The 13,030-nt window shown below is 58.5% G+C and carries 14 protein-coding genes; 2 read left to right on the top strand and 12 right to left on the bottom strand.

The window, feature by feature from the left end:
• Nucleotides 1-8: 8 nt before the first annotated feature.
• The 12 genes from AC2TEM_RS17365 to AC2TEM_RS17310 form a co-directional block, all read right to left on the bottom strand.
• Nucleotides 9-443: a nitrate reductase cytochrome c-type subunit gene (locus AC2TEM_RS17365; RefSeq protein WP_170398181.1), complete on the bottom strand. Its 435-nt coding sequence runs from the start codon at nt 441-443 to the stop codon at nt 9-11.
• A 12-nt stretch (nt 444-455) separates the two neighbouring features.
• The gene (gene napH / locus AC2TEM_RS17360) at nt 456-1,367 is read right to left on the bottom strand and encodes a quinol dehydrogenase ferredoxin subunit NapH (RefSeq protein ID WP_170425555.1); all 912 of its coding nucleotides are present in this window, start codon (nt 1,365-1,367) and stop codon (nt 456-458) included.
• Nucleotides 1,364-2,182 carry a ferredoxin-type protein NapG gene (gene napG, locus AC2TEM_RS17355; RefSeq protein ID WP_170425558.1) on the bottom strand — a complete coding sequence of 273 codons (819 nt, stop codon included), beginning with the start codon at nt 2,180-2,182 and terminating at the stop codon, nt 1,364-1,366. Before napG ends, napH begins: the two co-directional genes overlap by 4 nt.
• Before the next feature lie 27 nt (nt 2,183-2,209).
• Entirely contained in the window at nt 2,210-4,702 is a 2,493-nt protein-coding gene (napA, locus tag AC2TEM_RS17350; RefSeq protein WP_170398190.1) for a nitrate reductase catalytic subunit NapA, read from the bottom strand.
• A gap of 17 nt (nt 4,703-4,719) precedes the next feature.
• Nucleotides 4,720-4,992 (bottom strand): chaperone NapD, encoded by a 273-nt coding sequence (locus AC2TEM_RS17345; RefSeq protein ID WP_170425561.1) that lies wholly within the window; start codon nt 4,990-4,992, stop codon nt 4,720-4,722.
• Nucleotides 4,989-5,498, bottom strand: a complete 510-nt coding sequence (napF, locus tag AC2TEM_RS17340) for a ferredoxin-type protein NapF (protein ID WP_170408124.1) — start codon at nt 5,496-5,498, stop codon at nt 4,989-4,991. Before napF ends, AC2TEM_RS17345 begins: the two co-directional genes overlap by 4 nt.
• 140 nt (nt 5,499-5,638) lie before the next feature.
• A complete protein-coding gene (dxs, locus tag AC2TEM_RS17335) occupies nt 5,639-7,567 on the bottom strand; it encodes a 1-deoxy-D-xylulose-5-phosphate synthase (protein WP_170408126.1) in 1,929 nt (642 codons plus the stop codon).
• A gap of 14 nt (nt 7,568-7,581) precedes the next feature.
• Nucleotides 7,582-8,448, bottom strand: coding sequence for a polyprenyl synthetase family protein (locus tag AC2TEM_RS17330; RefSeq protein ID WP_170425564.1), 867 nt, complete (start codon nt 8,446-8,448; stop codon nt 7,582-7,584).
• Complete coding sequence (locus AC2TEM_RS17325; RefSeq protein ID WP_010443127.1) at nt 8,449-8,691, bottom strand: exodeoxyribonuclease VII small subunit; 243 nt, start codon at nt 8,689-8,691, stop codon at nt 8,449-8,451.
• Complete coding sequence (locus AC2TEM_RS17320; protein ID WP_170408130.1) at nt 8,688-9,614, bottom strand: histone deacetylase family protein; 927 nt, start codon at nt 9,612-9,614, stop codon at nt 8,688-8,690. Before AC2TEM_RS17320 ends, AC2TEM_RS17325 begins: the two co-directional genes overlap by 4 nt.
• Nucleotides 9,615-9,683: 69 nt before the next feature.
• Nucleotides 9,684-10,385 carry a response regulator gene (locus tag AC2TEM_RS17315; protein WP_480856334.1) on the bottom strand — a complete coding sequence of 234 codons (702 nt, stop codon included), beginning with the start codon at nt 10,383-10,385 and terminating at the stop codon, nt 9,684-9,686.
• On the bottom strand, nt 10,382-10,894 hold the full coding sequence (locus AC2TEM_RS17310; protein ID WP_170398209.1) for a MarR family winged helix-turn-helix transcriptional regulator: 513 nt from the start codon (nt 10,892-10,894) through the stop codon (nt 10,382-10,384). The genes AC2TEM_RS17315 and AC2TEM_RS17310 overlap by 4 nt, the downstream gene beginning before the upstream one ends.
• A 158-nt stretch (nt 10,895-11,052) precedes the next feature.
• On the opposite strand from AC2TEM_RS17310, the gene AC2TEM_RS17305 reads away from it, so the two are divergent.
• Entirely contained in the window at nt 11,053-11,919 is an 867-nt protein-coding gene (locus AC2TEM_RS17305) for a branched-chain amino acid aminotransferase (protein ID WP_170398212.1), read from the top strand.
• A 116-nt stretch (nt 11,920-12,035) separates the two neighbouring features.
• A complete protein-coding gene (locus AC2TEM_RS17300) occupies nt 12,036-12,986 on the top strand; it encodes an AraC family transcriptional regulator (protein WP_170408132.1) in 951 nt (316 codons plus the stop codon).
• Nucleotides 12,987-13,030 lie beyond the last annotated feature (44 nt).

Here is a 13,030-nt window from a genome sequence, read left to right as displayed (position 1 = left end):
ACCTGTGTTCAGTTTCCGGAGGAAGGTTCAAAAGTGTTATCGACCAGAGGCAGCGCATCGGCCTGTGGTACGTGGCACTGATTGCAGAAATACCGTGTGCCGGCGATCTGATCCAACTCTCGCCCTTCGCGGTCCAGATAGTGAGTCATCGACAACGTCGGAGCGTTGCGTTCACCAGCCTTGGTCCAGTCATGGCAGGAGAGGCACTGATTGGTACGCAGGTCGATCTGGTACTGTTCGATCGAATGTGGGATCAGCGGCGGCTGCTGGCGATAATTGCGCTGCATACGGCCTTCGACTGTCCGATGCACCTGATCCAGGACGGCGGGCTCATCGACTTCGGCACCGCGTAGGCTGTTAACTCCGGCAGACTGCGCGAGGGCCAGGCCACCGAGGAGCAGCGGCGGGATCAGGGCAAGGCCCACTAGGATCGGCTTTTTCATCTTCTCACTCCTTCAAAAAGGTCTTGAGGCGCGCGGCTGGGGCGCGGCGGTTGATTCCGGTGGCGCGACGGTCAGGGCGTCGAACCGATGGGTGAATTTGAAAACGTCTTCAGCGCAGACATCGATGCAGCGTCCGCAATTGGTGCAGTCGGGCGACAGGATCAGCGGGTTGTCTTTGCCTTTCAGCGCCGGAGAGATCACATGGTTTTCCGGGCAAACCGCGTAGCAGTCCATGCAATCGTCACAGGCGTTGCGATTGGCGGCGCTGACCCGCAGCATCGTCTTGCTGCCCACCAGTCCGTAGAATGCGCCTACGGGGCAGACATGGCCGCACCATCCATGGCGCGAGACAAGCAAGTCAAACAGGAAAATCGCGGCGACCATCGCCCAGACGAAGCCCATGCCAAAGATCAACCCGCGATGCAGCATGGTGATCGGGTTGACCAGTTCCCATGCAATTGCGCCAGTCAGGCCAGAGACGATCAGCACAGTGGCCATGATCCACAGCCGCGTTCCGCGTTTGGGCTGCCAGCCTTTTTGCAGACCCAGCTTGCGGTGCAGCCAGTGCGCGCCATCGGTTACAGGGTTGATCGGGCAGACCCACGAGCAATAGACGCGGCCTCCGACCAGCGCGTAGGTCACCAGAACGATGACGGCACCTATGGCGGCAGTCAGCTCGGGCCAGTGCCCTGCGATCAGACTTTGCAGAAAGACAAACGGATCGGTCAGGGGCAGTACGCCTAGGGTCAGCGACCCGGCCAGAGTGCCCTGCACGATCCAGAGGCCGAACCACGGGCCCAACAGGAACAGTACCAGGAAGAACACTTGGCTGGCGCGGCGCAGCAGCAGGTATTTATGGGCACTCAGCCAACCTTTGGCGGCGATAGCTTCATGCCCCAGCGGCATGTTTGTGTGGACGGTCATTGAGTGACCTCCGGCAATTTGAAGCTGGGCTCAAACCCGCCCGGTGCGACAAGGTTATCGGTGCCCGGTCCCGGCAGGCGATCAGGCAAATCGATGATACCTTCGACGACGGGCGCGCCTTTGGCTTCTTTCTCTTCCCAGCCCTTGCGGTAGTGATCGGCGCTGCTGCCCCGAGCCAATCGGGCGGGCAGCACCTTGATCGCCGCTTCGGGCAGAACGCAGCTTTTCTCGCAAACGCCGCAGCCGGTGCAATGATCGGCGTGAACGGTCGGAATGAAGATCGCGTGACTGCCCGAGCGGGCATTATGCTCGGTTTCTAGCGTGATCGCCTCGTCGATGACGGGGCAGACGCGGTAACAGACATCGCAGCGCAGGCCGAAGAAGTTCAGGCAGTTTTCCTGATCGACCAGAACGGCGACACCCATCTTGGCGTCGTCGATATTGTCCAGTCCGGGGTCCAGCGCCCCGGTCGGGCAGGCAGCGACACAGGGGATGTCGTCGCACATTTCGCAGGGAACATCACGGGCGGTGAAATACGGCGTGCCGGTGGCCACCGCATCGACACCCAGCTCGGCCAGTTTCAGCGTGTCATAGGGACATTCCCGCACGCACAGACCACAGCGGATGCAGGCTGACAGAAAGTCTTTTTCCGGCAAGGCACCGGGGGGGCGCAACGCCTCGGCCGGCAACGCCCGTGCGTCCCGCGCCAGCCAGGCCAGCAAGGACCCTGCTGCGACGCAGCCACCCGCTGCGCGCGCCGAGTCCTGCAGGAACCGGCGCCGCTGCGGCGAAAGGGGTGTGCCAACACGAGACATGGGGACGACCTTTGCCTTGCCAGCCTTTTACGCGCGCTCGACCTTACAGGCGCATTTCTTGAAGTCGGTCTCTTTCGACAGCGGGCAGGTTGCGTCTAGCGTCAGCTTGTTGGTTAGCTGGCCTTCGTCGAACCACGGCATGAACACCAGGCCACGCGGCACTTTGTTCCGGCCTCGGGTTTCGACCCGGCTGTTAACTTCGCCGCGGCGGGTGGAAAGAACGATCTCCTGCCCGCGGCGCAGACCGCGGTCGCGCGCATCATCCGGGTGCATGTAGACAACGGCGGCGGGATAGGAGCGGTGCAATTCGGGCACGCGGCGGGTCATCGAACCTGAATGCCAATGTTCCAGCACACGCCCGGTGCAGAGCCACAGGTTGAATTCCTCATCCGGTACCTCGGGGGCGGGTTCGTATGGCGCGAAGATGATCTTGGCCTTGCCGTCCTTATGGCCATAGAATTTCACGTCTTCGCCTTCAGGCACATACGGATCATAGCCTTCTCGGAAGCGGTACAGTGTTTCCTTACCATCCACGACTGGCCAGCGCAGGCCACGCGCCTGGTGGTAGGTTTCGAATGGGGCCAGATCGTGCGCGTGGCCGCGCCCAAACTCGGCATATTCCTCGAACAGGCCCTTTTGCACGTAGTAGCCAAAGTGCTCGGACTCGTCGTTGTCGAATCCTTCTGCGGTCTCTGACAGCGGGAACTTGTCGATCGTGCCATTGGCGAACAGCACGTCATACATGGTCTTACCACGATGTTCTGGCATGGTGGCCAGCAGTTCCTCACCCCAAACCTCTTCAACGGTGAAGCGTTTGGAGAACTCCATCAACTGCCACAGATCGGATTTCGCTTCGCCCGGAGCTTTGACCTGTTGCCGCCAGAATTGGGTGCGACGCTCGGCGTTGCCATAGGCGCCTTCCTTCTCGACCCACATGGCGGTAGGCAGGATCAGGTCAGCCGACAGGGCTGTTACAGTAGGATAGGGATCGGAGACGGCAATGAAGTTCTCCGGGTTGCGATAACCGGGATAGCCTTCTTCGTTGATATTGGGCGCGGCCTGCATGTTGTTGGTGCACTGCACCCAATAGGCATTCAGATCGCCGTCCTTCAGCTTGCGGTGCTGCAAAACGGCGTGGAACCCGGGTTTGGGTGGGATGGTGCCCGCAGGAATTTTCCACGCTGTCTCGCAAATCTCGCGGTGCTTGTCGTTTGCCACAACCATATCAGCCGGCAGACGGTGAGCGAAGGTTCCGACCTCACGTGCCGTACCACAGGCCGAAGGTTGACCGGTCAGCGAGAAGGGCGAGTTTCCGGGTTCGGAAATCTTACCCACCAGCAGATGCACATTGTACATCAGCGAGTTCACCCACGATCCGCGAGTGTGCTGGTTGAAGCCCATGGTCCACAGACTCATCACTTTGCGGTTGGGGTCGGCATATTGCTGGGCCAGACGCTCAAGCTGAGCGGCAGGAACACCGGAGAGTTCCGATGTGTATTCCAGCGTGTATTCCGATACCGCTTCGGCATATTCTTCGAAGCTGATTGGCTCCATCTTGCCAGAGTTTGGATTCTCGGCCTCTTCCTGCAGCGGGTTGTTGTCGCGCAGGCCATAGCCAATATCGGTGGCGGTCTTGGTGATGTTGACGTGTTTGTTGACGAACTCTTCGTTCACCGCGCCGTTCTGGATAATGTAATTGGCGATATAGTTCAGGATCGCCAGATCGGTCTGCGGCGCAAAGACCATTCCATTGTCGGCCAGCTCGAACGAGCGGTGTTCATAGGTCGACAGTACATGCACTTCGGATCCCGGTTTGGTCAGACGTGTGTCGGTCAGGCGTGACCACAGAATCGGGTGCATCTCGGCCATGTTCGAGCCCCAGAGCACGAATGTGTCTGCGTGCTCGAAATCGTCATAGCAGCCCATTGGTTCATCAATGCCGAAGGTGCGCATGAAGCCGACAACCGCCGAGGCCATACAGTGGCGCGCGTTCGGGTCGATGTTGTTGGACCGGAAACCGGCTTTCATCATCTTGGCAGCGGCGTAGCCTTCCCAAACGGTCCACTGGCCCGAACCGAACATGCCGACACTGGTCGGGCCTTTCTTGGCAAGGGCCTCTTTCCACTTGGCAGCCATGACGTCGAACGCTTCGTCCCAGCTGACGGGTTCGAATTCACCGTTCTTGTCATATTCGCCGTTGGTTTTGCGCAGCATCGGCGTGGTCAGGCGGTCTTTGCCGTACATGATCTTGGACAGGAAATAGCCCTTGATACAGTTCAGACCGCGGTTCACCGGCGCATCCGGGTCGCCTTGCGTGGCGACCACGCGCCCGTCTTTGGTGCCAACCAGAACCGAGCATCCGGTGCCGCAGAACCGGCAGGCGGCTTTGTCCCAACGGATATCAGGGTTGCCGACCTGAGCGCTGGCTTGTCCGGTCGCAAGGGGAAGTCCTGCGGCTGATGCTGTCGCAGCAGCGGCGGTTGATTTCAAGAAGGTCCGGCGGGATTCAGAGATGGTCATGACATGGGTCTCCGGCTTTAGATCTGGCGAGAAGCATTAAGGTGCGGACGGGTCTCCGCGAGGTCTTCGAAATGGTGGTAGGTCAGGGTCAGAGAGATCACACCCGGGATCTGATGCAGATCCATGATCGTCTCAGACGCCATTTTTTCCGGCGTATCCTCGACCACAACAACAATGCGGCCATCCTCGGATGCCGCGTGAACTTCTGCCCCGTTTGTACCTGCAATCGCGGCCTGTGCACTCTGCGTGGTTTCGGGGGTTACATGGACGAGGCATCCACAGATATTCATAAGGCTACCTCCTGAGTGGGCGGGGTGTGGCGTTCAAAGCTGACAGAACCGGCAGGACAGGCGCTGGCACAAGCGCCACAGCCGGTACAAATATCGGTGTCGAGTTGGGGTTCAGCACGACCACCGGTTTGCAGCCGAAAGCGGATCGCATTGTGGTCGCAGACATCCTGACAGACCCGACAGCTGACACCATTCATCGACAGGCAAGAGGCCGACACCGCAGCGCGCCAAGGCCAATCAGCCACGTGTTCAGGATTCAGCGCCCCGGTCGGGCAAGCATTGGCGCAATCACCGCAAAATGTGCATGGGCCTGCGTCCAATTGCACAACAGGCCAGCCTTGCGCGTCGAAACGGATGATATCTTCAGGGCAGGCCTCGCGGCATTCGTCGCATTGAGTGCAAAGCTCAAGAAACTCGGTCACCGCACCCGGTGGGTGGATGGCTGATGTATCCTCGCGCAGCACTTTCCCTTTCAGGAATGCGCGTCGGCTGGCTAGCTTGTTCATTCGCTCGCGACCTTTGAGTGATCGACAGGGGTTGGCCTGCCTGACTCGGGTGTTAGCGTAGCACAGCGTGTAAGGAATTGACCTAGATCATTTTTGAACTGCTTATTTTTTCAGCATCCAGGGGCGGCAACACCCGAATATCAGGCGCGTTTCTCACCGATTGTAGCAACGCCAAGAACCGAAAGCACCTTTGCCTCGATCTGTTCTGCGTTCATTCCTGCGACGGCGTACATATCCGCCGGGCTCGCCTGATCGATGAAGATATCCGGCAGCACCATCGAGCGATACTTCAACCCTTCGTCAAACACGCCCTCATCCGCAAGCAATTGCGCAACATGGCTGCCAAAGCCGCCGATGGCCCCTTCCTCGATGGTGATCAGTGCCTCGTGATTGGCAGCCAGATCAAGGATCAGGTCCCGATCCAGCGGTTTGGCAAAGCGTGCATCGGCGATGGTGGGCTTGATCCCGCGCGCCGACAGCGCCTCTGCTGCTTTCTGCACTTCGGCCAGCCGCGTACCGAAAGACAGCAGCGCCACCCGGGCACCTTTCTGGATCAATCGGCCCTTGCCGATCTCCAATATTTCTCCGCGCTCGGGCAGATCAACGCCCGCTCCTTCGCCGCGAGGATACCGGAAAGCGATCGGGCCATCGTCATGTGCCACCGCAGTGGCGACCATGTGCATCAATTCGGCCTCATCTGCAGCCGCCATGACAACCATACCCGGAAGGTTGGCCATGTAAGCAATATCAAACGACCCCGCATGGGTCGCACCGTCTGCCCCAACCAGACCCGCACGGTCGATGGCAAATCGCACCGGCAGGCGTTGGATCGCCACATCATGCACAACCTGATCATAGCCACGCTGCAGGAAGGTTGAATACATCGCACAGAAAGGCTTCATTCCCCCGGCGGCCAACGCAGCCGAGAAGGTCACGCCATGCTGTTCGGCAATCGCTACGTCGAAACAGCGCGACGGATAGCGCTCGGCAAACAGGTTCAGCCCGGTCCCGTCCGGCATCGCGGCTGTAACCGCGACGATCTTGTCATCCCGCGCTGCTTCATCGACCAGTGTCGTGCCAAAGACCGAGGTATAGGAAGGCGCGTTCGAAGGCGCCTTTTTCTGCTCGCCCGTCACCACATCGAACTTGGCGGTCGCGTGACCCTTGTCGCGGGCCTGTTCGGCGGGGGCATACCCCTTGCCTTTCTTGGTCAGCACATGGATCAGGATCGGTCCGCTTGCCTTCGCCTTGACCGCACGCAGAACCGGCAGCAACTGGTCCAGATCATGCCCGTCGATCGGGCCAAGATAGGAAAAGCCGAGCTCTTCAAATAGCGTCCCGCCCATGGCCATGCCCTTCAGCATATCCTTGGCGCGCTTTGCCCCTTCGCGGAAGGGTTCCGGCAGCAACGACACCGCACCTTTGGCAGCAGCTTTCAGATCGTGAAACGGTTCTTCGGCATAGATGCGCGATAGATAGTTCGATAGGGCACCCACCGGCGGTGCAATGCTCATCTCATTGTCATTGAGAATTACGATCAAGCGTTTCTTCAGGTGGCCTGCGTTGTTCATCGCCTCAAAGGCCATGCCGGCGGACATAGAGCCATCGCCGATCACAGCGATCGCATCGCCCAGCCCTTCAGGCGTAACGCCGCCCAGATCACGCGCGACAGCAAAGCCTAGCGCGGCACTGATCGAGGTACTGGAATGTGCAGCGCCAAATGGATCATAGGCGCTTTCACTGCGCTTGGTGAATCCGCTTAGGCCGTCTTTTGTGCGCAGGGTGCGAATTCGGTCCCGGCGTTCTGTCAGAATCTTGTGCGGATAACACTGGTGACCTACGTCCCAGATGATCTTGTCTCGTGGCGTGTCGAATACCGCGTGCAGCGCCGTGGTCAGCTCGACGACACCCAGACCCGCGCCCAGATGCCCTCCGGTCACCGACACTGCTGAAATCGTCTCGGCCCGCAACTCATGTGCGACCTGATGCAACTGCGCATCTGAAAACTGCTTCAGATCCGCTGGGCGGCTCACAAGGTCTAACAAGGGCGTATTCGGGCGGTCAGACATTTGGCGTTCCTGGCTTAGCTGTCCCGGGCAATAACGAAGCGGGCAGCCTGCTTCAAGGTTTCTGCAGCGGGGCCATGTTCGTCCAGCGCAGCACAAGCCTGATCCACAAGCTCAATTGCACGGGATCTGGCGGCGTCCAGACCCAGTAGCGAGACAAAGGTCGCTTTGCCCGCCTCGGCGTCTTTCTGCAGCCGCTTTCCGGCCTTTTCGGCATCTCCTTCGACATCCAAAATGTCATCCGCGATCTGAAAGGCAAGCCCAAGCGCCTGGGCATATTGGCGCAAGGGGGTGGGATCGGCCTGCGCCAATCGCGCACCCGCGCAGGCGGACCATTCGATCAACGCACCGGTCTTGCCCGCTTGCAGATGTGTAATCTCATCCAGTGTCAGCGGCTCCGCCGCCGTCTCAGCGGCGATATCCAGCGCCTGACCCAGAACCATACCCTGTGCGCCGCTCGCTTTTGCCAGCGTTAGAGCCAGTTCAGCGCGTATTTCAGCGTTTCCAACCTCTGGTCGAGCGCAAAGCTCAAACGCAAGTGTCTGCAGCGCATCCCCGGCCAGAACGGCGGTGCCCTCATCCCATTTCACGTGCACCGTCGGGCGTCCACGCCTCAGGTCGTCATCATCCATGCAAGGCAGGTCGTCATGGACCAGAGAGTATGCATGCAGCGCTTCGATACCTGTCGCTGGCCAGATTGCCCGAGCTGTATCGACGCCAAGCAACCGCGCGCTTTCCAATACCAGAAACCCTCGCAGACGCTTGCCGCCCTCGGTGGCATAGGCCATGGCCCGTGTCACATCCAGATCATCCAGCGCGCTCAGAACCAGATCGAAATGGCTCTGAATCAGCGCGGCATCCTGTGCCAGCTTTTCACGAAACATTTACTGACCTTCGACAGGCGTCGTCCCGGTTGGCTGGCCATCTGCGTCCAGAGTGATCGCGGCCACTTTTTCCTCAGCACGCTTCAACTCATCCTCGCAGCGCTTCTTCAATGCGGCGCCACGTTCGTACAGCGCAATCGATTGATCCAGCGCCACATCACCACGTTCCAACTGGCCAACCACGGCCTCAAGCTCTTTCATCGCTTGTTCGAACGTCATCTGTTCAACTGGGGTATCGGTCATCGTGCTGCCTTTATCAGTTCTTCCACATGGGCGCGTGTCGCCTCGGCCAGTGCGTTCAGATCATACCCGCCTTCCAGAGTCGAGACGATACGGCCATCACACACCTCATCAGCAATCTTGCACAGCTCCGCCGTGATCCAGGCGAAATCGCCGGTGGACCAGTTGAGATTGGCCAACGGATCATCCTGATGCGCGTCGAACCCGGCAGAGATAATGATCAGTTCTGGTTTGAATTCCCGCAGTCGTGGAAAAGCTTGCGTTTCATAAACGGCCCGCATCTCCGCTCCGCCTGTGCCTGGGGCTAAAGGAATATTCAAAACCGTCTCATAGGCCCCGGTCTCATCCGGGCGGCCCGAGCCGGGCCACAAGGGCATCTGCTGGCTGGTGATCACCAAGGCGCGTTTCTCGTCCCACAGCAGGTCTTGCGTGCCATTGCCGTGATGCACGTCGAAGTCGACAACCGCTACCCGGCTCAGCCCATGATGATCAAGTGCGTGCTTTGCAGCCAACGCGGCATTGCCAAACAGACAGAATCCCATGGCCGTTTCGGTCTCGGCATGATGTCCCGGTGGACGAATGGCGCAAAACGCGTTCGGTGCTTCACCGCCCAGAACCAAATCAACGGCCCGCACCGCCGCACCCGCCGCACGATAGGCCGCATCGACCGAGCCTGGCGACATGAACGTGTCTCCGTCAATCTGTTTGAACCCATCCAAGGGTCTATGGCCAAGAATATCGCTAATGTGACTCTGCGGGTGCACCCTCAACAGATCGTCATCAGCTGCTAAAGGAGCCGTCACGCGCTGCAGATCAAGATCTTCCAGTGCATGTAGGATATGCTCCAGCCGGGCTACGCGTTCCGGGTGACCCTGCGGAGTTACGTGATCAAGACAGTCTGCATGGGTCAACAAAGCGGTTTTCATCAGGATTCCATCTTCATCTGGCCAGTAATTTCTGTGCCAGAGGTAAATAAACGCCGCACAGCGGTTAAATCAATCCGGCGCCAGCATGTAGCCTGCACCGCGCACGGTCTGAAGATAGCGCGGCTGCTTCGGATCTTGCTCAAGCTTCCGGCGCAATCGTGTGATCTGTACATCCACTGCGCGCTCCTGCGCCTGACCCTTGTCACGACCCAAATACTCGACAAGTTTGGCGCGGCTGATCGGCTCACCCGGCTGGGCCGAGAATATCTTCATCAGCTGGCTCTCTGTCGCGGTCAGGCGGACGGGATCTTCGCCCTGCCACATCTCACCGCGTTCGATATCATAGCGAATTGGACCAAGATGCAGAATCTTCGCCGCCGTATCCTGCGCAGGCGTTTCCGGCATCCGACGCAGAATGGCATTGATTCTCAGCAGCAACTCTTTGGGTTCGAATGGTTTCGCCAGATAGTCATCGGCGCCTGCCTCCAGCCCGGCAATCCGATGCTCGGTTTCGCCCTTGGCCGTCAACAGCAGGATCGGGGTGGAATGGGTGTCGCGCAGAGATCGGGTCAGGCTCACACCGTCCTCACCGGGCATCATCACATCCAGCACGATCAGATCGAAATCCAGTCCCGACAAAACCCGCCGCGCATGGGCTGCATCCCGCGCTGAGGTCACCAGAAACCCGCTGCGCATCAGGAATTTCTTGAGCAAATCGCGAATGCGCTCGTCATCGTCGACGATCAGAAGATGGGCGTCCATTTCGCTCATGAAGTCGTATCCCGCAGTTTCGTATATGCACGACGCATATCAGCATCCATCATCGCTTCAAGCACTTTGCGAAACCCGGCCACCGCTTCGGGGCCCGCATCTTTGTAGGCCGCACGCATCCGGGCGCGCTGGGCGTCAGATAGTTTGGCCTCGAGTGCCTTTCCTTTATCCGTCAGAAATAGGTGGCGTTCGCGTTTGTCCACTGTTCCGACCCGGCTTTCGACCAACCCATCTTCAATCAGGCTGCGCAAGACGCGATTCAGCGATTGCTTCGTGACACCCAATATGGCCAGCAAATTGTTCACCGTCGTTCCTGGCGCACGGTTGATGAAGTGGATGGCCCGATGATGAGCACGGCCATAGGCCAATTCAGTCAGGATACGGTCCGGATCAGCGGTAAAGCCGCGATAGGCAAAAAACATAGCCTCGATACCCTGCCTCAGTTGTTCATCTGTCAGAAACAACAGGCTTTCTCCGCCAAAGACCGGGGCGGGACGGATGTCGGTCATGTTGGGCCTCATTCGCAATATAACCTGACTTTATGTCAGCCTTATTGACATTCCAAGAGCGCACAGGTATCGAATCGCAGTTTTTGCGCAACATTGTGTCCGATACGGACCTAAACGGCGCAACATTCGGAAATATCGACCGGTTCAGGAGGTTTCGCATGGCTGGATATGACGATCGCGACGGTGTCATCTGGATGGATGGCGAATTGGTGCCCTGGCGTGAGGCCAATGTGCACATCCTGTCCCACGCGATGCATTATGCGTCTTCGGTGTTCGAGGGTGAGCGCGCTTACAACGGCAAGATCTTCAAAAGCCGCGAACATTCCGAACGCCTAATCGCGTCGGCAGAGGCGCTGGATATGCCGATGCCATACTCGGTCGATGAGATCGAGGCCGCCAAGGAAGAAGCGCTCAAAGCCAGTGGTCTTCAAGATGCGTATGTACGTGCGCTGGTCTGGCGCGGTTCGGGCGAGGATATGGGTGTGGCGTCCGCCAAGAATCCGGTTCGGATGGCCATCGCTGTTTGGCCTTGGGGTGCATATTACGGTGACGCTAAGATGCAAGGCGCCAAGTTGGACATTGCCGAGTGGAAACGACCCAGTCCGGAAACCATTCCAGTCCATGCCAAGGCAGCAGGTCTTTACATGATCTGCACCATTTCCAAACACAAAGCTGAGGCCAAAGGCTGCTCGGACGCTTTGTTCATGGACTATAATGGCAACGTCGCCGAGGCGACGGGGGCAAATGTCTTCTTCGTTAAGGATGGCGAAGTGCACACCCCGCTGGCCGATTGCTTCCTCAACGGCATCACTCGTCAGACGGTGATCCAGATGCTGAAAGACAAGGGCATCACTGTTCATGAACGTCGGATCCGTCCCGAGGAGATGGCCGATTTCGAGCAATGCTGGCTGACTGGCACTGCAGCCGAGGTTACACCTGTCGGGCAGATCGGCGATTATACCTTCGAGGTCGGCGATCTGACCCGCGAAATCGCCGAAGATTACGAGAAATTGGTCCGCGCGTAAGTTAACACCGTATTGAACCCCCGCTCAGGCGGGGGTTTTGATTGCAGATCATGCAAATATGCATGCAGATCGTTCGAAGGTATGGACGCCGCCGGGCCAAGCCGTATCGTTGGCTCATGTTAGATCTTCTCAGCGATATCCTTACACGCCTGTCTCTGCGTGGCACATTTTATTTCCGCACATCCTTTACTCCGCCGTTTGGGATACAGGTGCCGGGCTTCGAGAACGTGGCCCGGTTTCACTTTGTGCAACGCGGTGAATTGAAGGTGCACCTGCCAACAACCGGCGAGACCTTGCGGTTGCGGCAGGGTGATCTGATTCTTATTCCCCACGGTGCGCCGCATGCGCTGCTGTGTAATGAAGTCAAACCCTATGATGCCTTGCCCCTTGAGCGGGTGTTAGAGCTGTCAGGCTACAAAGGCGATGGTGTCCTGGTTTATGGCGGTGAGGAAGACGAGCGCGATACGCAACTGATTTGCGGACATTTCTCATTCACCGGGCCAGCCGGGCGAAACGGAACCGGTCATATGCTGATCGACCGGTTGCCACCTTTTATACTGATCGAGAACTACGGTGAAGAAGCGGGTGCCTGGATCGAGGCGACATTGCGCATGATCGGATCTGAAGTGTCCGGTGCTCGTATCGGCGGTGACCTGATCGCGCTGAAACTGTCCGAAGTACTGTTTGCGCAAGCGATCCGGGCATACCTTGAACATCAAAGTCCTCATGATGCCGCGCTTGCCGGATTTGCCGATCCGCGCATCTCGCGGGCGCTGACTGCATTTCACCAGTCTCCGGCGCAGGAGTGGAGCGTTGCGATGCTCGCGCGAGAAGCAGCAATGTCACGCACTGCATTTGCGCAGCTTTTCTCACAAAAGATGGGGACTACCCCGATGCAGTACCTGACGGACTGGCGGATGCAGATCGCGTGCCATGGGTTGACCGAAAATCGCTGGAACGTTGCGGATGCCGCAGCAGAAGTGGGATACGCGTCCGAGGCTGCGTTTTCACGCGTGTTCAAGAAGCAGGTCGGACTGTCGCCCGCCGCGTACCGTGCGATGCACTAATCGTACTGATCAATTGAACGATCTGCAATAAATGCAAAACGAAC

It is taken from the genome of Ruegeria sp. HKCCD3925, assembly GCF_057221175.1.
The sequence above is the reverse complement of the archived record's forward strand: the minus strand, read 5'-3'. Positions and strand labels throughout refer to the sequence as shown.